The following is a 21,201-nucleotide window of genomic DNA, read 5'->3' as shown; positions in this document are numbered from 1 at the left end:
GCCGCGGGACCGGCCGGCACGGATGTCGTGCCGGCCGGCCCGCGTCGGGTCACGCTGGGGGTCAGTCGGCCTGGCCGGCCGCGACCTCCTCCTCGGTCCAGTAGCCCGAGTCGATCAGGAGGGACTGGATGTTGTCGGCGTAGACGATGTCCGACTCCAGCAGGTACGACGGGACGACCTTCACGCCGTTGTCGTAGTCCTCCGTGTTGTTGGCCTCGGGCTCCTCGCCGTCCAGGAACGCCTGGGCCGAGACGACCGCCTGCTCGGCGAGCTTGCGGGTGTCCTTGAAGATCGTCGAGAACTGCACGCCGTCGTTGATGAGCTTGACGGAGGCGATCTCGGCGTCCTGGCCGGTCACGATCGGCAGGCCGGCCTCGATGCTGTCGCCGTAGCCGGCGTTCTGCAGCGCGGTGATGATGCCGCGGGAGATGCCGTCGTAGGGGGACAGCACGCCGTCGACCTTGTCGCCGCCCGCGTACGTGGAGGTCAGCAGGTCCTCCATGCGCTTCTGGGCGGTCTCCTGCAGCCAGCGCAGGGTCGCGACCTGCTCGATCTCGGTCTGGCCCGACTTCACGACGAGCGTGCCGTTGTCGATGTACGGCTGCAGCGTGTCCATCGCGCCCTGGAAGAAGAAGTGCGCGTTGTTGTCGTCCAGCGAGCCGGCGAACAGCTCGATGTTGAACGGGCCGGTGGCGCCGGCCTCGTTGCCCTCGGCGTCGAGGATGCCCAGGCCGACGAGCAGCGAGGTGGCCTGCTGGACGCCGACGTTGTAGTTGTCGAACGTGACGTAGAAGTCGACGTTCTCGGTGTCGCGGATCAGGCGGTCGTAGGCGATGACCGGGATGCCCTGGTCGGCCGCGGCCTGCAGCTGGTTCGCGAGCGCCGTGCCGTCGATCGAGGCGACGATCAGGAGGTCGGCGCCCTTCGTGATCATCTGGTCGATCTGCTGCGCCTGCGTCGGGATGTCGTCGGCCGCGTACTGCAGGTCGACCGTGTAGCCCGCCTCCTCCAGCTGGCTCTTCACGGCGTCGCCGTCGGCGATCCACCGCTCGGAGGTCTCCGTCGGCATCGCGACGCCGATCGTGAGGTCGCTGGGCTCCGCGTCGGTGCCGCCCTCGGCGCCGCCGCTGCCGGCGCCGCCGCCGGAGCACGCCGCCAGGCCGAGCGCGAGCACGCCGCCGAGCGCGACGAACCGGATGCTCTTCATGTCCTTCTCCTCCTCGAGAGGGTTTGCTGACCTCGTCGTCTGGGGCGCGGAGTCGCACCGTCGCCCGTCCTGCCCTGCGCCGCGCGGCCGGGGTTCATCCCCCACCGCCGGCGAGCACCTGCATACTGTCGCGGCCTTGACTTCAAGAAGTCAAGCCAAAGGATCGGCCGCCAGGTTGCAGATGGGTAACGGTCCGCTGCCACCGCCGGGAACCGTACGACGTCGCAGGTCAGGCGGACTTTTCCGCCGACCGCGCGCGCCTACGGGGGCACCCGGTTCACCCGCCCGGCGCATCGCCTTGGGTTCGGTGCGCGAAGTCAGAACGCCGATCGGGTGAGCGCTCACATGGCGACGGCCCGCCCCCGCGGCAGCGGGGACGGGCCGTCGTGACGAGCGCGTCGGGCTCAGAAGCCCTGGGCGATCCGGTAGTACACCTGGTTCCAGCGCACCTGGTCGCGGAAGCCGCGGCGGGTGGTGCTCTCGTCGATGACCAGCAGCTCCGTGCCGGCGATGTCGGCGTAGATCTCGAACGCCTCGACGCCCGCGGCGGTCGACATCACCGTGTGGTGCGCGCCGCCCGCGGTCAGCCAGGCCTCCGCCGACGTGGCGAAGTCGGGGCGGGGCTCCCACACCGCGCGGGCCACCGGGAGGTTCGGCAGCTCCTGCGTCGGGGGCACGACGTCGACGACGTTCGCGGTCATCCGGAACCGGTCGCGCATGTCGGCGAGCGACACCACCACGGCCTCGCCCGGGTCGGCGTCGAACACCATGCGGACCGGGTCCTCCTTGCCGCCGATGCCGAGCGGATGGATCTCCACCTTCGGCTTCGACGTGGTCAGGGAGGGGCAGATCTCGAGCATGTGGGCGCCGAGGATCTTCTCCGCGCCCGGGGTCAGGTCGTAGGTGTAGTCCTCCATGAGCGACGCGCCGCCGGGCAGGCCCTCGCCCATCACCTTGGCCGCGCGGACCAGGACGGCGGTCTTCCAGTCGCCCTCGGCGCCGAAGCCGTAGCCCTTGGACATGAGCCGCTGCACGGCGAGGCCGGGGAGCTGGCGCAGGTCGCCGAGGTCCTCGAAGTTCGTGGTGAACGCCTTCGCGCCGACCGAGGTCAGGAACGTCTCGAGCGCGATCTCCTGGCGCGCGGCGTACCGCAGCGACTCGTGGCGGTCGCCGCCGCGGCGCAGCTCGGGCACCACGTCGTAGAGGTCCTCGTACTCGGCGACGAGCGCGTCGACGTCCGCGTCGGCCACGGCGTCCACCGCGGCGACCAGCTCGTTGACGCCCCAGGTGTTCACCGAGACGCCGAACCGCAGCTCGGCCTCGGTCTTGTCGCCCTCGGTGACCGCGACGTTGCGCATGTTGTCGCCGAACCGGACCAGCTTCAGCTCGTGCGTGGCGGCCCAGCCCGCGGCGGCGCGCGCCCAGGTGCCGACCCGCTTCGCGACGGCCGGGTTCGACGCGTGGCCGACGACGGTCGTGCGGGCGACGCCGAGGCGGGACGCGATGTACGCGTACTCGCGGTCGCCGTGCGCGGCCTGGTTGAGGTTCATGAAGTCCATGTCGATGCTGTCCCAGGGCAGCTCGACGTTGGCCTGCGTGTGCAGGTGCAGCAGCGGCTTGCGGAGCTGGTCCAGGCCGGCGATCCACATCTTGGCCGGGCTGAACGTGTGCATCCAGGTGATGACGCCCAGGACGCGGTCGTCGGAGTTCGCGTCGAGCATCGCCCGGCGGATCGACACGGAGTCCTTGAGCACCGGCTTCCACACGATGCGGACCGGCACGTCGGCGGCCTCGTCCAGGGTGCGGGCCACCTCCTGGGACTGCTCAGCGACCTGGCGCAGGGTCTCCTCGCCGTACAGGTCCTGGCTGCCGGTGAAGAACCAGACCTCGCGGTCGGCGTAGGGCTTGGTCATGCGTCCTGCTCCTTCGTGTTCGCGGCGGCCGGGGCAGCACTGCCCTGGCCGTAGACGTTCTGGTACCGGGCGTACAGCGAGTCGACCTGGTCCTGCGGGATGCGCGTCGGCTCGCCGAGCTGGCGGGAGATGTGCACGGTGCGCGCGACCTCCTCGACCATGACGGCGGCCTTCACCGCGGTCTTGGCGTCCTTGCCGATGGTGAACGGGCCGTGGTTGCGCATCAGCACCGCCGGGCTCCGGGACTCCCGCAGCGTCTCGACGATGCCGCGACCGATCGAGTCGTCGCCGATGAGCGCGAACGGGCCGACCGGGATGTCCCCGCCGAACTCGTCGGCCATCATCGTCAGCACGCACGGCACCGGCTCGGCGCGCGCCGCCCAGGCCGTCGCGTAGGTCGAGTGCGTGTGCACGACGCCGCCGATCTCGGGCATGTGCGTGTACACGTAGGCGTGCGCCGCGGTGTCCGAGGACGGGCTGCGGGTGCCGTCGACCAGGTTCCCGTCGAGGTCGCAGACGACCATCGACTCGGGGGTCAGCTCGTCGTAGGTCACGCCGGACGGCTTGATGACGAGCAGGTCGTCGGCCGACGGGCCGGCCGGGTCCACCTGGACGCGCTGGGACACGTTGCCCGCCGTCCAGACGATCAGCTCCCAGCGGGGCAGCTCGGCGTGCAGCCGCGCGACGACCTCGCGGGTGCGCGCGACCGCCTCCTGCACCTCGGCCGGGTAGTCGGCGAGGGTCCGGGTCATGGGGTCTCCTCCTCGGGAGTGGGTGGTCAGAGGGCCTCGGTCGCCGCGCGCTCGACCGCGAGGCCGGCGCGGTAGCGGTCCAGGAACTGCTCGTAGCCGGCGACGTCGGCCGGCTCCGGGGTGACGGTGTCGACGGCCGCGCCGGCGAACACGCGCTCGGTCAGGTACGTCGGCAGGTCCTGCTCCGCCGCGGCGTCCAGGTAGGCGGCGAGCACCGCGATGCCCCACGCGCCGCCCTCGGCCGCCGTCTCGCCGACGGCGACGGGCGCGTCGATCGCCGCGGCCAGCAGGCGCTGCGCGACCCCGGCGGTCCGGAACATGCCGCCGTGCGCGAACATCGCGTCGATCGCGACGCCCTCGCCCTGCAGGACGTGCATGCCGAGGCTCAGGGTGCCGAACGCCGAGTACAGCTGCGTCCGCATGAAGTTCGCGAGCGTCAGGCGGCTGTCGGGCGTGCGGACGACGAGCGGGCGACCGGCGTCGAGCCCGGTGATCGGCTCGCCGGACAGGTAGTTGTACGCGAGCAGGCCGCCGCCGTCGGCGTCGCCCTCGAGCGCGGCGCGGAACAGGGCGCCGAACACGTCGTCGGCTGCGGCGGAGGCGCCGAGCGCGGTGGCGAACTCGCCGAACAGGCCCGCCCAGGCGTTGAGCTCGGACGCGCCGTTGTTGCAGTGCACCATCGCGACCAGGTCGCCGGCCGGCGTCGTCACCACGTCGAGCTCGTGGTGCACCCGGGCCAGCGGCTTCTCGAGCACGACCATGGCGAAGATGGACGTGCCCGCGCTGACGTTGCCCGTGCGCGGGGCGACCGAGTTGGTCGCGACCATGCCGGTGCCGGCGTCGCCCTCGGGCGGGCAGAGCGGGATGCCGGCCTGCAGCGCGCCGGTCGGGTCGAGCAGGGCGGCGCCCTCCTCGGTGAGCCGGCCGGCGTCGGCGCCCGCGGGGAGCACCTCGGGCAGCAGCGCCTCGACGTTCAGGCCGGGGCGGCGGGTCGCGACGATCTCGTCGACCTGGGCCAGCATCGTCGCGTCGTAGCCGCGGGTGGCCGGGTCGATCGGGAACATGCCCGACGCGTCGCCGACGCCGAGCACCTTCCGCCCGGTGAGCTTCCAGTGCACGTAGCCGGCCAGCGTCGTGGTGAAGTCGATCTGCGGGACGTGCGGCTCGTGGTCGAGGATCGCCTGGTAGAGGTGCGCGATCGACCAGCGCAGCGGGATGTTGAAGCCGAGCTTGTCGGTGAGCTCCGCGGCCGCCCGGCCGGTGGAGGTGTTCCGCCACGTGCGGAACGGCACCAGCAGCTCGCCGTCGGCGTCGAACGGCAGGTAGCCGTGCATCATCGCCGAGACGCCGAGCGCGCCGAACGTCGTCGGGCGGACGCCGTACCGCTGCTCGACGTCGGAGAGCAGCGTGGCGATCGACTCCTGGAGGCCGGCCCAGACCGCGTCGAGCGAGTAGGTCCACACGCCGTCGACGTACTGGTTCTCCCACGCGTGGCTGCCCGTGGCGACGGGCGCGTGGTCGGGGCCGATCAGGCAGGCCTTGATGCGGGTGGAGCCGAGCTCGATGCCGAGGGACGTGCGCCCCTCGGTGATCGCGGCGGCGATCTCGTCGCGGCGTGCGTCGTCGTGGTCCTGCGCCATTGCGTGCTCCGTCCTCGCGCGCCGGGCTGCGCTGCCCGGTCTCGCCTGCGATGTTCCCGCACGCGGCGAGGCGCCGCGTCCTCCCGCTGATGTTAGCGCTCACACGCGCGCCGTCCAACCGCCCTGGTGCCCGGCGCGGACCGCGCCCCTCCCGCGCGCACAACCCGCCGAGATGACAACTCTCGGCTGCGCGCCGGGCTTGCACCACAGCCGAGAGTTGTCATCTCGACTCACCAGCGCGGCGGGGGCGGGGGGCGGGAAGCGGCGGGGCGCGAGGGGCGTCAGCGGGCGGCGGGGGGCGCGGTGCTCGCGCGGGGGACCAGGGTGGCCGGCAGCAGGGTGCGGGGCGGGGGGTCGCCCGCGAGGGCCCCGACCAGGGCCTGGATCGCGCTGCGGCCGAGCGCCGGGAAGTCCTGCCGGACGGTCGTCAACGGCGGCACGAAGTACGCGGCGCCGGCCTCGTCGTCGAAGCCCACCACCGACACGTCCTGCGGCACCCGCAGCCCGCGCTCCCAGAACGCCCGCAGCAGGCCCAGGGCGAGCTGGTCGTTCGCGGCGAAGACGGCGGTCGGCGCGCCCGCGTCGGCCAGGCGCAGCCCCTCGCGGTAGCCGGACTCGGCGGACCAGTCGACCTCGACCGGCTCCGGCGCGGCGACCCCGGCGGCCGCGCACGCCTCGCGCCAGCCGGCGAGCCGCTCCTGCGCGTCGAACCAGTCCTGCGGCCCGGCGAGGTGCACGACCTCGCGGTGCCCGAGGTCGACCAGGTGCCGGGTCGCGGCCCGGGCGCCCTCGCGCTGGTCGACGCCGACCGCCACCACGTGCGCTGGCCCGGGCACGGGCTCGCCGGACGTCACGGAGACGACCGGTACCGGGACGTCGAACGCCGCGACGGCCTCCGCCACGTCGACCTGCGGCGCGATGATCGCGATGCCCTCGACGGCCTGGTCCAGGAAGTGGTCGAGCGCGCCGCGCATCGTCCCGCCGTCGAACGTGTCGATGGCCGCGACGCTCACGTAGTAGCCGACCTCGCGGGCCGCGCTCTCCAGGCCGATCAGCGTGCTGGTGGGGCCGTGGTGCACGGACGACGTGGTGACCACGCCGAGCGCGCCGGACCGCCGGGTGACGAGCGCCCGCGCCGCGCTGTTGCGGCGGTAGCCGAGCTCGGCGATCGCGGCGAGCACCCGCTCGCGGGTCTCCGGCCGGACGCTCGGGTGGTCGTTGAGCACGCGCGACACCGTCTGGTGCGACACCCCCGCGAGCGCGGCGACGTCGCTCATCGCGGGCGGGCGCCGGACCGCGGGGGCGCCGGGCGTGCCGGTCACGGCGCGGCCTACCGGTCCCCGCGGGGCGAGGGGGCCGCCGCCGCGCCGAGCTCCCGCGACCGGTCGTAGGCCGCACGCGCCGCCGCGACGACCCCGGCCCGGACGCCGTGCGCGTCGAGCTGCGCCACGCCCGCGACCGTCGTCCCGCCGGGCGAGGAGACCCGCTCGCGCAGCACGACCGGGTGGTCGCCGGTCTGCGCGGCGAGAGCCGCCGAGCCCTCGACGGTCGCGACGGCCAGCCGGGTCGCGAGGTCGCGGGTCAGACCCAGCAGGACCCCGGCCTCCGCCATGGCGTCGATCAGGTAGAGCGCGTACGCCGGACCGGAGCCCGAGATCGCGGTGACCGCGTCCAGGTCCCTCTCGGCCACCCGCACGACGAGGCCGGTCGCGGCGAGCGCCCGCTCCGCGAGGTCGAGGTGCTCGTCCGTCGCGTGCGTGCCCGGGGCGATCGCGCTGGCGCCCTTGCCGACCAGCGCCGGGGTGTTCGGCATGACCCGGACGACCGGCGTGCCCTCGGGCAGGGCGGCCTCGTACACCGCGACCGGGATGCCGGCGGCGACCGAGACGACCAGGGTGCCGGGGCGCAGCGTCGGGGCGATCTCGGTCAGCACGTCCGGCACGACCTGCGGCTTCACGGCGATCAGCACCAGGCCGGCGCCCTTCACCGCCTTGGCGTTCGGGTCGGCGGCGCGCACGCCGTACCGGCCGGACAGCTCCATCGCGCGGGCGGCGCTGCGCTCGGTGACGTCGACGTCGTCGGCCGTCCAGCCGGCGGCGAGCAGGGCCGTGACCAGGGCCTCGCCCATGACGCCGCCGCCGAGGACCGCCGCGTGCGGTCGTGCCGTGGTCTGCGTCATCGGGTGTCCTCCGGGGTGGGCGTGCGGGTGGGGCTGGCGGCGAGCCTAGCCCTGGCGGCGGTCACGCCGGCCGCGGCGCGTACATGATGACCGCGACGCCGGCGAGGCAGAGCAGCGCGCCGAGCACGTCCCACCGGTCCGGCCGGAAGCCGTCCGCGACCATCCCCCACACCAGCGACCCGGCGACGAACACCCCGCCGTACGCCGCGAGGATCCGGCCGAAGTGCGCGTCCGGCTGCAAGGTCGCGACGAAGCCGTACAGCCCGAGCGCGATGACGCCCGCGCCGATCCACGCCCAGCCCCGGTGCTCCCGCACCCCCTGCCAGACCAGCCACGCGCCGCCGATCTCGAGCAGCGCGGCGAGCGCGAACAGCAGCACCGAGCGCAGCGGCATGCGGACCCTCCCCCGCCGGGCCGCGGGCGGGCACCGGCGGGACCAGGGTGGCAGAAGGGCGCCCGGCCGGAGCGAACCGGCTACGTCGGTTCGTAGTTCCACAGCTCCAGTTGCTGCCATCCGTCGGGGAACCCCATCGAGGACCCCGGGCTCAGGTCCGACACCGCGGGGAACTTCTTCACGACGGTTGCGAGCTGGCGTGGCCAGTTCGTCGTCGGGTCCAGGCAGACCAGCAGGTGCCCGATGATCGCGGCCAGGACATACACACGGTTGTTGTCCGCATCGGGCAAGTGGTGGAGCCGAGCATGCGTGAGCCCCGGCGGCGGGATGCGCGGCGGGTAGACGGTCGGCCGGTTCCACACACGCGCGTTGTGCGCGCAGTGGTTCCGCAACACGTTGAGCGCTCGCAGCCAGCCATGCACCACATCGCGGTTCTTGACCTCGAGTGCGAGTGCGATCGCGGCGGCGTCCCGGGAGCTGAGCAGGTTGTAGAGCCCGGTGAGGCACCCGAAGGTCATGATCTCCGTGGCTGCCCAGATCGGCAGCCGACCGTCGTACTTCCGGACGAAGTGGCGGACGAACTCCTCGGTTCTGGCGTCGTCGAGCAGCGCGTCGAAGCGCCGCAACCACTCCGCGTGGAGCGTGCGTCCGGTGTCGGAACCCCGCGTCCGCGCGAGCTGTCCACAGCGTGCGGCGTCGAGGTGCGCCGGATCGAGGTGGCCGTGCGGGTCGGTCTTCCCGAGCTGGTAGCCGATCTGCACGCGCATAGCCACCTCGATCCGTTCGAGACCGCTCAGGAGCACTCCGCGCAATCGGTCGTCGAAGTCGTGCAGAGCGACGGCTTGGTCCAACGTCGCGCCCTCGATGAACTGGTCCGAAGGAGCGAGTCGCTCGGACGACGGTCCGGGCGCGGCGGCTCGACGCAGCACGTACGTGTAGGCGGAGAGGCGGTAGTAGCCGATGCGCCGGAGGGCACGGACAGCCGCGCGCTCATCACCGATGCTCAGACCTCGTTGGCGGAGCAGGTCGAGTTGCGCGTTGTAGTTCAGGTGGGGCTTCGCGTACTTCACGGACGCTCCATCAAAAAGAAAACCGACCCATCGGTGCCGGTGACCTGACGGTCGGTAGCACCCAGAGGGGTCGGTGTTTGTGCCTTCGAGGGTAGCCGAGTCACGGCCGCGGCGCAGGTGACCTCCGTCACATCCATCAGGTGGCCCATAGGAGGTCGCAGAAGGGCGCCCGGCCGGTCCGCGCAGGGGGACGCAGGACCGGCCGGGCGCCGTCGTGGGGCCCGGGCTCAGCTCCCGGGCGGGCTGCCGGCCGGCAGCTGACCGCCGCTGAAGCCGCCGGGGAACGTCATCTGGCCCTGGCCGGACGACGAGTCGTCGGTGCTGCCGCCGAGACCGCTGAGACCGCTGCCGGCCTCCGAGTCGTCCGACACCAGCGACTGGCTCAGGTCCGCCAGCACCACCTCGTCGCCCTCGGACAGGCCGGACACGATCTCGGTGAGCTCGGCGCCGACGGCCCCGCGTTCCACCTCGACCGACTGGACCGTCCCGCCGCTCAGCACCTGCACCGTGGCGGTCGAGCCGTCCAGGTGCACCGCCGACGACGGCACGGTGAGCGTCTGCTCGGATGCGGCGACCGCGATGGACACCTGGGCCGACGAGCCGTTGTAGAGCGCGACGTCCTCCAGGTCGACCGCGATGTCCACGGTGTACGTCGGGTCGGACGACGTCGTGGACGCGTTCAGGATGCCGACGCCGGTGACCGTGCCGGTCAGGTCCTCGTCGCTGGTGCGCACCGAGAGGGCGGCCTCCTGGCCGACCTCGACCAGGTCGACCTGGCTGAGCGGCACCGTGGTGGACACGGTGTACCCGTCGTCGCCGATGACGGTGATGACGGCCGACGTCGAGGACGCCTCGACCTCGTCGCCCGCGGCGATCGACACCGCCGCGACGGTCCCGGCGATCGGGCTGGTGAGGTCGACCAGGTCCAGCTTGCTCTGCGCGATGGCGAGCTCGGCCTCGGCGTGGTCGATCGCGGCCTGGTCGGCGAGCAGGTCGGCGGCGGTGGCGACGGTCGAGCCGCCCGCGGCCCCCGAGGTTCCCGAGCCGGAGGTGCCGGAGAGCGCCGAGCCCGTCGAGGACGAGGCGCCCGTGCCGGACGACGACCCGCTGGGCAGCGCCGTGCTCTGGTCGGCGGCCGCGGAGCCGTCGGTGCCGGTCGTGCCGCCGGTCGACGGCGCCGAGCCGGTGTCGACGCTCGAGCCCGAGGCGGCCGAGGTCAGCGCCTCCTGCGCCGCCGTCACCGCGGTGTCGAGGCCGGTCACGAGGGTCATGAGGCTGGTCTGCGCCTCGTCCACGGTCGTCTGCGCCGAGAGCACGGCGGTGATCGCGTCCTGGCACGACGTGAGGTCGTCGGTGGTCGTGCTGGTGGTGTACGCGGCGCCGGTGACCACTGCGCCCGTGGTCGTCCCGGCGCCGGTCGCGGTGGCGTCGTCCGTCGCGGCGTCCTCCGTCGGTGCGTCCTGCGTCGGCTCCTCGCTCGGCTCCGTGGTCGGTTCCGCCGTCGGCTCCTCGCTCGGCTCGGTGGTCGGCTCCGTCGTCAGCTCCTCCGTCGAGCCGTCGCCGGACGCGTCGCCGTCGCCGTCGAGCACCGCCTGGCACGCCTCCTGCGCGGCCGCGGTCGCGGTGGACGCCTCCGCCAGCGCCGCCTGCGCGGTCTGGTACTGCGCGAGAAGCGCCTGCTGCGCGGCCTTCACCGCGGCGATCGCCTGCGTGACGGCGGGGTCCGCCGTCGACCCGCCGGTCGAGCCGTCTCCCGTCGAACCGCCGGCCTGCGCGTCCCCATCGGTCGCCGCGGCCACCGGGGCCGAGCCGGTCGAGCCCGTCGCGGTCGACCCGGACCCCGTCGACCCGGTCGTCGACGACCCCGTCCCGCCCGAGGCGGACGAGCCGGTGCCGGACGAGCTGCTGCTGCTCGAGGTCTGGGAGTCGATGTCGTCCTCCAGCTGCTGCTGCGCGTCGGCGACCGCCTGCTCGGCCTCCTCGACCGCGTCCTCCAGCGAGGCCGTGTCGAGCGTGGCGAGCACCTGGCCCGCCGTGACCGTGTCGCCGACGGCCACGTCGACCGCGCCGACGGTGCCCGCGACGGAGAACGCCCGGTCGTACCGGCTGGCCGAGGCGACCGTGCCGGTGGCGTCGATCGTCTGCTCCACGGTGCCGAGCTCCGCGGTGGCGGTCCGGTAGCCGCTGCCCTTCGCGCCGGTGACGGCGATCCCCACGCCGCCGCCGACCAGGCTGAGCGCGGCCGCCGCGGCGACCGCACCGAGCACGGTCCGCCGGCGGCGGGTCGCCCGCCGGGCCAGGGCCTTCGGCGTCAGGGGCGCCGCGGGCTCCGCCTCGGCCCGCCGGCGGCCCACGCGCCGCCTCAGGCTGTCACGCATCGTCGCCCTCGCTCCCGGTCGAGCCGTTCGCGCCGGGGAAGCCGCCGCGCCCGCCGAACCCGGTCGAGCAGCCGCCGTCCGTCGGGTCGGACAGCGTGAGGCTCGTCGCAGCGACCTGGCCGCTGCCGTCGGCCTCGCCCTGCGCCGTGACGCACCGGCCCACCGCGATGGCCGAGGCGTCCGCCGCGACCGTGCTGGTGAACGTGGTGGCGTCGTCGACCGTGATGGTCGCGGTCGTCGTGGTCGCGTCGTCGGCCCCGGGCGCCCCCGTGGACTCGACCGTGATCGTGCTGCCGTCGACCGCGGTGACCAGCCCGGCGGTCGCGCCGCCGAACCCGCCCCCGGAGCCGCCGCCCGGCATGTCCGTCGGCGCGCCGTCGGGCATCTCGGCGCCCTCGGGCAGGTCGGTCGGCATCCCGCTGGGCATCTCGCCGTCCGCCGGGGACCCACCGCCCGAGCCGCCGCCGAAGCCGCCCGTGCAGCCGTCGTCGGTCGCCGCGGTGATCGCGACGGACGTCGCCGCCGCGTCCTCGTCGCCCGAGGTGAACGCGACCACGCACGACCCGACGGTGACGTCGGACAGCGCGCCGGTGACGGTCTGCGCGATGGTCGTGGTGGCGTCCCAGGCGACCGCCGTCTGGCCGTCGTCGCCCTGCACCTGCAGGAGGGCGTCGGCGACGGCGGCGATCTCGCCCGAGGTGCCCCCGCCGCCGGGCATCCCCCCGCCGCCCTGGCCGGACGGCGCCTGGGTCTGCGCGGCGTCGCCAACGTCCGCGGTGCCGGTGTCCCCGGCGTCGGCGGTGCCGCTCGAGCAGGCCGCGAGCAGCACCAGGACCGCCGCGGCGGCGGGGGCGGCCAGCAGGCCGGGACGGGTGCGGGACATGTCTCTCCTCGTGGTGGTGGTGCCGGGGGCGGGGCGGAGGCGCACGGGCCTCACTCCGACCGCAGGGCGTCGATGGGCGCGAGCCGCGCGGCCCGGGTGGCGGGGTAGACGCCGAACACGAGGCCGATGGCCATCGCGATCGCGACCGACCCGCCGACCGCGGCGCCCGAGATGACGATCGAGGTGTCCAGCAGGTCCGGCAGCACCGTCGCCGCGACGATGCCGAGCACCGCGCCGGCGAGGCCGCCCGCCAGGCCGAGCGCGCCGGCCTCGACCAGGAACTGCCGCCGGATGGCCCACGGCGGGGCGCCGAGCGCCTTGCGCAGGCCGATCTCCCGGGTCCGCTCGGTGACGGAGACCAGCATGATGTTCATGACCCCGATCCCGCCGACCAGCAGCGACAGCGCCGCGATGCCGGTGAGCAGGACGGTCAGGGTCCGGTACACCGAGGTGGCCGTGCTGACCAGGGAGTCCTGGCTGTCGATGCTGAAGTCCGCGCTGTCGGCGTCGGTGATGCCGTGCAGATTCAGCAGGAGCTGGTTCGCCTCCTGGTAGGCCGCGCCGAGCTGGTCGGCCGACGCCGCCTGCACGTAGATCGTGGTCAGCGAGTTCCGGTCGAAGCCGCCCGCGACGGTGTCGGACGCGGTGGTCAGCGGGATGACGACCAGGTCGTCGAGGTCGGTGTCCGTGCTCGAGCCCGCGGAGTCGAGCACGCCGACGATCGTGAACGCGGTGTCCGCGATCGTGAGCTGCTGCCCGACGACGTTCGTGGTGCCGAACAGCTCGGTGGCGGTGGTCGCGCCGATGACGGCCACGGTAGCGCCCTCCGCGTCGTCGTCCGCCGTGAGGAACTCGCCGGAGGTGACCGCGCGGGACCGCACGTCGAGCCAGTTCTCGGTGGTGCCGACGACGGTGGTGGTCCAGTTCGTGTCGTCGGCCTCGACGGACAGCGACGACTCCTTCTCCGGCGCGACCGCGCCGACGTCGGGCGCGTTCACCTCGGAGGCCAGCGCCTCGGCGTCTCCCCGGGTGAGCGTCGCGCCGGTGCCGAAGCCCCCGCGGATCCCGTCGGAGTCGGTCGACGACCCGGGCGTGACGATGAGCAGGTTCGACCCGAGCGCGCTGATCTGCTGGCTGACGTCCTTCTGCGTCCCCAGGCCCAGCCCGACGGTGAGGATCACCGCCGCGATGCCGATGAGGATGCCGAGCACGGTCAGCATCGAGCGCAGCTTGTGGCCGCGCACCGCGGCCCAGCCGGTGCGCAGGGTCTCGGACCAGGTCATCGCGGGTTCACCTCGTCGGACTGGATGAGGCCGTCCCGGACCGTCACGATGCGCCGGGCGTGCTCGGCGACCTCGAGCTCGTGGGTGATGAGCACGATGGTGCGGCCCTGGACGTGCAGCTCGTCGAACAGGGCGAGCACGTCCTCGGTGGACCGGGAGTCGAGGTTGCCGGTGGGCTCGTCCGCGAGGATCAGCGCGGGCTCGCCCACCAGGGCGCGGGCGACGGCGACCCGCTGCTGCTGGCCGCCCGACAGCTCGCCCGGGCGGTTGTCCAGCTTGTCGCCGAGGCCGACGCGCTCCAGCGCGGCCACCGCGCGCTCGCGGCGCTCGGCGGCCGGCACCCGGCCGTAGATCAGCGGCAGCTCGACGTTCCGCCACGCGGTGAGCGACGGCAGCAGGTGGAACTGCTGGAACACGAAGCCGAGCCGCCGGTTCCGGACGTCCGCGAGCTCGACCTCGTCCAGCTCGCCGACGTCCTCCCCCGCCAGCCGGTACTCGCCGGCGGTCAGCACGTCCAGGCAGCCCACGATGTTCATGAGCGTCGACTTGCCGGACCCGGACGGGCCCATGATCGCGACGTACTCGCCGGTGCGGATCGCCAGGTCGACGCCCCGCAGGGCCTCGAACTCGATGCTGCCGGTGCGGTAGGTCTTGCGGGCGCCGGCGAGCTCGATGACGTTCTCGGCGGCACCGGCCTCGTCCGGCAGCCGCTCCAGCACGAGCTCAGCCATTGCCGCCGCCCGGCATCTGACCGCCGCCCGGCAGCTGCGAGAAGTCGGGCCTCTCGCCGGACGAGAGGTCGGGCATCTCGCCGCCGCCCGGGAACTGGCCCTGCTCGGTGTCACCGGACCCGTCGCCCGACCCGGAGGTCCGCGGGCTGAAGGTGGTGACCAGCACCTCGTCGCCCTCGGCCAGGCCCTCGGTGATCTCGATCATGGTCCCGGAGGTCTCCCCGACGGTGACCGCCGTGCTGACCGTCGCGCCGTCCGCGCCCTCCTGCGTGACGACGGTCTGCCCGTCCTCGTCGGTCGTCACCGCCGACGCCGGCACGGTCAGCACGTCGGTGCGGCGCTCGTAGATGATCGACACGTCCGCCGACTCCCCGTCGTGCAGGCCCTCGGGGCTGCCGGTCACGTCGATCGTCACCGGGTAGGCCGCGACGCCGCCGGAGCTGCTGGGCAGCAGCCCGATCTCGGAGACGGTCCCGTAGACGGTGTCGGTCGAGCTGCTGGTGGTGATCTCCGCCTGGTTGCCGACCGCCAGCAGGTCCACGTCGGACTCGCTCACCGAGACGCTGATCTGCCAGGCGTCGGTGCCGACGACGACGAACGGCGCGGTGCTGCTCGACGTGGTGGACGACCCGGTGGAGCCGGTGCTGCCGGTCATGCCGCCGGCGGTGCCGGAGCTCCCGGTGCCGCCCGTGCTCCCGCTCCCCGACGACGAGCCCGAGCCGGTGACGACGTCGCCGACCTCGACGTCCACGGTGGTGAGCAGGCCCGAGACCGGCGCGGTCAGCGTGGCGCCGGCCAGGTCGGCCTCGGCGTCGTCGACGGCTGTCTGCGCCACGTCCACCTGGGCCGACAGCGCGGCCACCTGCGCGTCGGAGGAGTCCGAGCCGTCGGCCTCGTCCTGGGCGTTCGACAGCGACGCCCGCGCGCTCGCGAGGTCCGCCCTCGCCTGGAGCAGCGCCGCGTTCAGCTGGAGCGTGTCGACCGTCGCGAGCTGCTGGCCCGCGGTCACGGTGTCCCCCGCCGCGACGTCGACCGAGGTCACCGTGCCGCTGACCGCGAACGACACGTCCTCCTGGACGGTCGGCGTCAGCGTGCCGGACGCCGACACGGACTGCTGGATCGTCGACAGGCTCGCGGCCACGGCCGTGGTCGTCGACTCCGGCGTCGCGGCCTGCGCCGGCGTCTCCCGGATCCCGAACCAGTACACCCCGGTCCCGGCCACGCCCACCAGCAGCACGACGGCCACCACCCGCACCCACGGTCGGGTGCGCCTCCACAGCGCCAGCATGTTCTCCCTCGGTCCGTCGGGGACGGACCGCGCTCGCGGGCGAGTGCCGCGGGGCCGTCCCGGCTGGTCAGGACCGTAGGAAGGCAGGCTGGGGCAGTCTTAGCACCGCCCTGTGCCGGACCTGTGCGCGAGGTCGCGGGATTGGCGGCGTGTGCCCCGGGGTCAGGCCGGGAGCAGCAGCCCGTCCTGGACCAGGCCGCGGATCTCGGGCAGCACGTCCGCGGCCACCGCGGCCGCGTCGACGCCGAGCAGCGCTCCCAGCGCGCCGACGATCTGCCCGACCGTCAGCTCGCCGTCGCAGGCGCCGACCAGCCCCGCGAGCGCCGTCCCCGCCTGCACCGTCCGCCCGAACCCGCCGCCCTGCCGCAGCAGCACGATCTGCGGGTCGACGTCGCCGGGGCGGAGGTAGCGCTCCTCGGTGACGTCGCCGGGGACGACCAGCCGCTCGGCCGCGAGCGCCGCGTCGTCCCGCCGGCGCAGCCAGTCGTGCGCGGCGAGCGAGGCGCCGATCGCGGGCCCGAGCGGCTGCCGCACGGTGCCGGTGACCTCCTCGAGCCGCCGGAGCCGCGGCCCGCCGGCCACGTCGTCGGCCGGCCGGCGCAGCACGACGATGCCGAACCCGATCCCCTCGACGTCCCGGGACGCGAAGTCCGCGAGCCAGGCGGCGTACCGGGCCCGCCACGCCGCCGGGTCGCGGTCGGGCGTCGTGCCGCCGTCGCGGATCCACGTCTCGGCGTACTGGGCCGGGTCCTGCAGCTCGCGCTGCACGACCCAGCCGTCCAGCCCGGACGCGTCCAGCCAGGCGCCGACCCGCTCGTCCCAGGACTCCCCGCGCCGCACCTCCCAGTTGCCGAGCAGCTGGGCCACGCCGCCGGGGGCCAGCACGGACCCGACCGACGTGACGAGGTCCGACACGATCGCGTCGCCCGTGCGGCCGCCGTCCCGGTACTCGTAGGTCGGCACGTCCGCGGCGGCGCGCGGGGTGATGACGAACGGCGGGTTGCTCACCACCAGGTCGAACGCCTCCCCCGCGACCGGCTCGAGCATCGACCCGAGCCGCAGGTCGAGCGTCCTCGGGGCGATCCCCGCCAGCACCGCGTTGAACCGGGCGAACCCGAGCGCCCGCGCCGAGATGTCCGTGCCGACGACGACCTCGCTGTGCCGGGCGGCGTGCAGCGCCTGGATGCCGCAGCCCGTCCCGAGGTCGAGCGTCCGGCCGCTGGGCTCGCGGACCGTCACCTGGGCGAGCGTCGTGGACGCCCCGCCGACGCCGAGCACGTGGTCGGTCCGCAGCGCCCCGCCGGTCGCGAGCTCGCCGAGGTCGGACGCCACCCACCAGTCGACCGGGCCGGCCGCGTCCTCCGCCTCGTACGGCCGCAGGTCGACCCGGGCCCGCACGTCGTCCTCGCCGCCCGCGCCGGCCGCCGCGACCAGCCCCAGCCGCTCCGCCCCCGCGACGCCGAGCGTCGGCAGGGCCCGCGCCAGGTCGCCGGCGGGCACCGGGACGCCCAGCACGAACGTCCGGACCAGCGCCGCCCGCGGGTCCTCGCCCCGGGTCGCGAGCAGCGCGGGGACCGGCTCCTCGCGGTGCAGCGCGGCGGCCGCCACCGGGCCGAGCAGGTCCTCCACGCCCGGGACGGTGAACCCGGCCGCCGACAGGTCGGCGCGCAGGGCGTCGACGAGGGCGGGATCGGCGGTCAGGGGCTCGGTCGGTGCGGCGTCCACCCGGCCATCCTCCCCGACGCGGCGCGGCCGGGGCGCGCGGCAGGGGTGCGGCCGGGGCGCGGCCGCCGCGCTCCCGGGCGCCGCCCGCCCGGCCTCAGACCGGCAGCGGCTCCCCGCCCGGCCCGTCGCCCTCGGCGGGCGCGACCGGCTCGGCGTGCGGCACGACCTGGTCCTGCCACCGGGTCGCGGACCAGCCCGCGGTCCCGTCGGTCTCCAGCGTCACGACGCCGGTGTTGTCGAGCGGCCAGCGGCCCGCCGTCGCCGGGTCGAGGTTCGCCGCCCGGGTCAGGGCCCACAGGCGGATCATCGCGCCGTGGCTCACCACCGCGACGGTGCGCGCTCCGGAGTCGAGGATCTCGGCGACGACGGCCTCGAACCGGTCGAGCGTCGCCCGCCCCGACTCGCCGCCGGGCATCTCGGCGTCCAGGTCGCCCGACGCCCACGCCACCATCGTCGAGAGGTAGCGGTGCACCGACTCGTCGTCGGTGCGCATCTCCAGGTCGCCGGCCAGCACCTCGCGCAGACCCTCACGGACCTGCACGTCGAGCCCGTGCGGCTGGGCCACCTCCGCCGCGGTCGACCGCGCCCGCGTCAGCGTCGACGCGTACACGGCGTCGAGCGGCTCCGCGGCGAGCACCTCGCCCACCGCCCGCGCCTGGCGCTCGCCCTCGGGCGTCAGCGGCGCGCCGGGCGCCGCCGTGTCGAGCGCGTGGACCAGGTTGGACGGCGTCTGGCCGTGCCGGACGAGGTGCAGCCGCACGCTCACTCGCAGTTCTCGGTCGTGAACGCGCTCAGGTCGTCGCTCGCCGTGGCGAGGTCCTCGGAGTCGGCCGACTCGGCGAACTCCTGCAGCGCCGCGGTGAACGCCTCCTGGTCGGCCGGGTCGATGCCCTCCAGCGAGTCGTCGAGGTCGGCGAACGTCGAGGTGAACACGCCCCACGCGTCGGCGATCTCGTCCGGCGCCTCGACCTCGTCGAACTGGTCGCGGGCCTCGGAGATGGCGTCGGCGAACGCCTGCGGGTCGTCGCTGAGCGAGCCGGCGGCGGTGATCTCCGTCATCGCGTCCTCCCCCGCGTCGCAGAACGCCTGGACGCGCTCCGCGTCCCCGGAGCAGGCGGCGAGCGGCAGGGCGAGGCCCAGGAGGGCGGCGCCCGCGACGGCGCGGCGGGCGGCTCGGCGGGACGGGCGGAGGGCGGCGGCGCGGCGCGGCGAGGTCATGCGTCCACCTTGCCGGACGGCCCGCCGGGCGTCGAGGCGGGCGGGCGCGGGACGGGGCCTCGCGCGCTCACGCGCTCAGCGGCACCTCGCGCTCCAGCCGGGCCTCCTCGTCCACCCGCGCCGCCCGCAGCCGGGACAGCACCACGGCGGTCAGTGCGATCAGGGCCGCGGCGATCGCGATCGACAGCCGGAGCACGTGGTTCGCCCCGTCGCCGATGCTCACGGTCACCACCGCGGGCGCGATCAGCAGGGCGACCAGGTTCATCACCTTGATCAGCGGGTTGATCGCCGGGCCCGCGGTGTCCTTGAACGGGTCGCCGACGGTGTCGCCGATGACCACGGCGTCGTGCGCCGCGGAGCCCTTGCCCCCGTAGCGGCCGTCCTCGACCAGCTTCTTGGCGTTGTCCCAGGCGCCGCCGGAGTTCGCCAGGAACACGGCCATGAGCACGCCCGCGCCGATCGCCCCGGCCAGGAACCCGGCGAGCGGCCCGATGCCGAGCCCGAACCCGACGGCCACCGGCGCCGACGCGGCGAGCAGCCCCGGCGTCGCCAGCTCGCGCAGCGAGTCCCGGGTGCAGATGTCGACGACCTTGCCGTACTCGGGCCGCTCGGCCCCGGTCATGATCCCGGGGTGCTCGCGGAACTGCCGGCGCACCTCGAACACGATCGCGCCGGCCGCCCGCGTCACCGCGTCGATCGCCAGGCCGGAGAACAGGAACACGGTCGCGCCGCCGAGGATGAGCCCGACCAGCGTGACCGGGCTGATCACCTGGTAGTCCGTCATCGCCAGCACGATGTCGCCCGGCACCTCGGTCAGCCGGAGGTCCGCGAGCGCCCCCGCCACGGCGTCGGCGTACGACCCGAACAGCGCCGTCGCCGCGAGCACCGCCGTGGCGATCGCGATGCCCTTGGTGACGGCCTTCGTCGTGTTCCCGACGGCGTCGAGGTCGGTGAGGATCTGGGCGCCCTCCTCGGTGACGTCGCCGGACATCTCCGCGATGCCCTGGGCGTTGTCGCTCACCGGGCCGAACGTGTCCATGGCGACGATGACGCCGACCGTGGTCAGCAGGCCGCAGCCGGCGAGCGCCACCAGGAACAGCGACAGCGGGATCGACCCGCCCGCGAGCAGGAACACGCCGCAGATCGCCGCCGCGATGGTGCCCGCGGTGTACACCGCCGACTCGAGGCCCACGCCGATGCCGGACAGCACCACCGTGGCCGCGCCCGTCTGCGAGGTGCGCGCCACGTGGATCGTCGGCTTGGAGGTCGTGCCGGTGAAGTAGCCGGTGAGCCAGAGGATGACGCCGGCGAGCACGACGCCGATCGCCACCGCGGCCGCCGCGACCACGCGCGGGTCGCCCGGGTGGTCGCCGAGCCCGGCCGTGCCCGCGAGCTCCGCGAACGACGACGGCAGGTACGCGAACGCCGCGACCGCCGCGAGCGCCGCCCCGGCCACCGCCGCCACGGCGAACCCCCGGTTGATCGCCGTCAGCCCGCTCTCGTCCCCGCGCACCCGCGTCACGACGACGCCGAGGGCCGCCACCAGCGCGCCGATCGCGGTCACGACCAGCGGGAACACGAGGCCCTCCTCGCCGAACGCCGCCCGCCCGAGGATCAGCGCCGCCACCAGGGTCACCGCGTACGACTCGAACAGGTCGGCGGCCATGCCCGCGCAGTCACCGACGTTGTCGCCCACGTTGTCCGCGATCGTCGCGGCGTTGCGCGGGTCGTCCTCGGGGATGTGCTGCTCGACCTTGCCGACCAGGTCCGCGCCGACGTCGGCCGCCTTCGTGAAGATGCCGCCGCCGACCCGCATGAACATCGCCAGCAGCGCCGCCCCGAAGCCGAAGCCCTCGAGCACCGCGGGCGCCTCGCCCCGGTACAGCAGCACGACGACCGCCGCGCCGAGCAGCCCCAGCCCGACGACCGACATCCCGACGACGCCGCCGGTGCGCAGCGCGATCCGGGCGCCCTCGGCCCGCCCGCCGGGCAGCGACGCCGCCGCCGCGACCCGCACGTTCGCCCGCGTCGCCAGCCACATGCCGAGGTACCCGATCGACGCCGAGAACCCCGCGCCCACAAGGAAGAACACGGAGCGGCCGATCTTCACCCCGGCGTCGCCGGGCAGCAGGAACAGCAGCGCGAACACCACGACCGCGAACAGCACCAGCGTGCGGAGCTGCCGGGACAGGTACGCCGCCGCGCCCTCCTGCACGGCGCCGGCGATCGCCCGCATCGACGCCGACCCCTCGTCCGCGGCGAGGACCTGGCGGCGGAGGACCACCGCCACGACCAGGGCCGCGACGGCGACGGCGGCGATGACGGCGACCACCACGAGGCTTCCGGACCCGAGCTCGACCATGCATCCTCCTCGGACGCGGGGCACGGCCCTGCCCGAGCCGCCCCCGGTACGCGCCGCTCCGTTGCCGCGCGAGAGGACGCCACTGTAGCCAGATATGTCCGGTTGGGAAGGGGGTGGCGCCGCCGCGGCGACGGCGGGTGCTGGGCCGAACGGGTGACGCGGGCGGGGACCCCCAACG

Annotated in this window: 17 protein-coding genes; all 17 read right to left on the bottom strand. The window is 74.5% G+C overall.

Annotated features, from left to right (window positions below; translation table 11 throughout):
* Window positions 1-61 precede the first annotated feature (61 nt).
* Complete coding sequence (gene chvE / locus Cpa01nite_RS06970) at window positions 62-1,207, bottom strand: multiple monosaccharide ABC transporter substrate-binding protein (RefSeq protein WP_203668025.1); 1,146 nt, start codon at window positions 1,205-1,207, stop codon at window positions 62-64.
* Between the two features lie 404 nt (window positions 1,208-1,611).
* Window positions 1,612-3,120, bottom strand: a complete 1,509-nt coding sequence (gene araA / locus Cpa01nite_RS06965; protein WP_203668024.1) for an L-arabinose isomerase — start codon at window positions 3,118-3,120, stop codon at window positions 1,612-1,614.
* On the bottom strand, window positions 3,117-3,872 hold the full coding sequence (locus Cpa01nite_RS06960; protein WP_203668023.1) for an L-ribulose-5-phosphate 4-epimerase: 756 nt from the start codon (window positions 3,870-3,872) through the stop codon (window positions 3,117-3,119). The genes araA and Cpa01nite_RS06960 overlap by 4 nt, the downstream gene beginning before the upstream one ends.
* Window positions 3,873-3,898: 26 nt before the next feature.
* On the bottom strand, window positions 3,899-5,512 hold the full coding sequence (locus Cpa01nite_RS06955) for a xylulokinase (RefSeq protein WP_203668022.1): 1,614 nt from the start codon (window positions 5,510-5,512) through the stop codon (window positions 3,899-3,901).
* Window positions 5,513-5,793: 281 nt separating this feature from the next.
* Complete coding sequence (locus Cpa01nite_RS06950; RefSeq protein WP_308439357.1) at window positions 5,794-6,834, bottom strand: LacI family DNA-binding transcriptional regulator; 1,041 nt, start codon at window positions 6,832-6,834, stop codon at window positions 5,794-5,796.
* Between the two features lie 8 nt (window positions 6,835-6,842).
* A complete protein-coding gene (gene proC, locus Cpa01nite_RS06945) occupies window positions 6,843-7,691 on the bottom strand; it encodes a pyrroline-5-carboxylate reductase (RefSeq protein WP_203668021.1) in 849 nt (282 codons plus the stop codon).
* Window positions 7,692-7,752: 61 nt separating this feature from the next.
* Window positions 7,753-8,085 (bottom strand): YnfA family protein, encoded by a 333-nt coding sequence (locus Cpa01nite_RS06940; protein WP_203668020.1) that lies wholly within the window; start codon window positions 8,083-8,085, stop codon window positions 7,753-7,755.
* An 80-nt stretch (window positions 8,086-8,165) separates the two neighbouring features.
* Window positions 8,166-9,155: an Abi family protein gene (locus Cpa01nite_RS06935; protein WP_203668019.1), complete on the bottom strand. Its 990-nt coding sequence runs from the start codon at window positions 9,153-9,155 to the stop codon at window positions 8,166-8,168.
* Window positions 9,156-9,382: 227 nt separating this feature from the next.
* On the bottom strand, window positions 9,383-11,533 hold the full coding sequence (locus tag Cpa01nite_RS06930) for an efflux RND transporter periplasmic adaptor subunit (protein WP_203668018.1): 2,151 nt from the start codon (window positions 11,531-11,533) through the stop codon (window positions 9,383-9,385).
* Window positions 11,526-12,416, bottom strand: coding sequence for a hypothetical protein (locus Cpa01nite_RS06925; protein WP_203668017.1), 891 nt, complete (start codon window positions 12,414-12,416; stop codon window positions 11,526-11,528). Before Cpa01nite_RS06925 ends, Cpa01nite_RS06930 begins: the two co-directional genes overlap by 8 nt.
* A gap of 50 nt (window positions 12,417-12,466) precedes the next feature.
* A complete protein-coding gene (locus Cpa01nite_RS06920) occupies window positions 12,467-13,699 on the bottom strand; it encodes an ABC transporter permease (RefSeq protein ID WP_203668016.1) in 1,233 nt (410 codons plus the stop codon).
* Window positions 13,696-14,430 (bottom strand): ABC transporter ATP-binding protein, encoded by a 735-nt coding sequence (locus tag Cpa01nite_RS06915; protein ID WP_203668015.1) that lies wholly within the window; start codon window positions 14,428-14,430, stop codon window positions 13,696-13,698. Before Cpa01nite_RS06915 ends, Cpa01nite_RS06920 begins: the two co-directional genes overlap by 4 nt.
* Window positions 14,423-15,718, bottom strand: coding sequence for an efflux RND transporter periplasmic adaptor subunit (locus Cpa01nite_RS06910; protein ID WP_203668014.1), 1,296 nt, complete (start codon window positions 15,716-15,718; stop codon window positions 14,423-14,425). Before Cpa01nite_RS06910 ends, Cpa01nite_RS06915 begins: the two co-directional genes overlap by 8 nt.
* A 162-nt stretch (window positions 15,719-15,880) precedes the next feature.
* Window positions 15,881-17,443 carry a DUF7059 domain-containing protein gene (locus Cpa01nite_RS06905; protein WP_203668013.1) on the bottom strand — a complete coding sequence of 521 codons (1,563 nt, stop codon included), beginning with the start codon at window positions 17,441-17,443 and terminating at the stop codon, window positions 15,881-15,883.
* A gap of 94 nt (window positions 17,444-17,537) precedes the next feature.
* Window positions 17,538-18,209 (bottom strand): histidine phosphatase family protein, encoded by a 672-nt coding sequence (locus Cpa01nite_RS06900; protein ID WP_203668012.1) that lies wholly within the window; start codon window positions 18,207-18,209, stop codon window positions 17,538-17,540.
* Window positions 18,206-18,661 carry a hypothetical protein gene (locus Cpa01nite_RS06895; RefSeq protein ID WP_203668011.1) on the bottom strand — a complete coding sequence of 152 codons (456 nt, stop codon included), beginning with the start codon at window positions 18,659-18,661 and terminating at the stop codon, window positions 18,206-18,208. Before Cpa01nite_RS06895 ends, Cpa01nite_RS06900 begins: the two co-directional genes overlap by 4 nt.
* A gap of 67 nt (window positions 18,662-18,728) precedes the next feature.
* Entirely contained in the window at window positions 18,729-21,023 is a 2,295-nt protein-coding gene (locus Cpa01nite_RS06890; RefSeq protein ID WP_203668010.1) for a sodium-translocating pyrophosphatase, read from the bottom strand.
* Window positions 21,024-21,201 lie beyond the last annotated feature (178 nt).

This window comes from Cellulomonas pakistanensis (assembly GCF_016862755.1).
Classification (GTDB): Bacteria; Actinomycetota; Actinomycetes; order Actinomycetales; family Cellulomonadaceae; genus Cellulomonas; species Cellulomonas pakistanensis.
This window is presented reverse-complemented; position numbering and strand designations above follow the sequence as displayed.

Bases quoted from the DNA above. Each gene is read 5' to 3' on its own strand.
- chvE (WP_203668025.1), bottom strand. From the start codon at position 1,207: ATGAAGAGCATCCGGTTCGTCGCGCTCGGCGGCGTGCTCGCGCTCGGC.
- Cpa01nite_RS06940 (WP_203668020.1), bottom strand. From the start codon at position 8,085: ATGCCGCTGCGCTCGGTGCTGCTGTTCGCGCTCGCCGCGCTGCTCGAG.
- Cpa01nite_RS06895 (WP_203668011.1), bottom strand. From the start codon at position 18,661: ATGACCTCGCCGCGCCGCGCCGCCGCCCTCCGCCCGTCCCGCCGAGCC.
- Cpa01nite_RS06920 (WP_203668016.1), bottom strand. From the start codon at position 13,699: ATGACCTGGTCCGAGACCCTGCGCACCGGCTGGGCCGCGGTGCGCGGC.
- Cpa01nite_RS06930 (WP_203668018.1), bottom strand. From the start codon at position 11,533: ATGCGTGACAGCCTGAGGCGGCGCGTGGGCCGCCGGCGGGCCGAGGCG.
- Cpa01nite_RS06915 (WP_203668015.1), bottom strand. From the start codon at position 14,430: ATGGCTGAGCTCGTGCTGGAGCGGCTGCCGGACGAGGCCGGTGCCGCC.
- proC (WP_203668021.1), bottom strand. From the start codon at position 7,691: ATGACGCAGACCACGGCACGACCGCACGCGGCGGTCCTCGGCGGCGGC.
- Cpa01nite_RS06955 (WP_203668022.1), bottom strand. From the start codon at position 5,512: ATGGCGCAGGACCACGACGACGCACGCCGCGACGAGATCGCCGCCGCG.
- Cpa01nite_RS06960 (WP_203668023.1), bottom strand. From the start codon at position 3,872: ATGACCCGGACCCTCGCCGACTACCCGGCCGAGGTGCAGGAGGCGGTC.
- Cpa01nite_RS06890 (WP_203668010.1), bottom strand. From the start codon at position 21,023: ATGGTCGAGCTCGGGTCCGGAAGCCTCGTGGTGGTCGCCGTCATCGCC.
- Cpa01nite_RS06925 (WP_203668017.1), bottom strand. From the start codon at position 12,416: ATGTCCCGCACCCGTCCCGGCCTGCTGGCCGCCCCCGCCGCCGCGGCG.
- araA (WP_203668024.1), bottom strand. From the start codon at position 3,120: ATGACCAAGCCCTACGCCGACCGCGAGGTCTGGTTCTTCACCGGCAGC.
- Cpa01nite_RS06910 (WP_203668014.1), bottom strand. From the start codon at position 15,718: ATGCTGGCGCTGTGGAGGCGCACCCGACCGTGGGTGCGGGTGGTGGCC.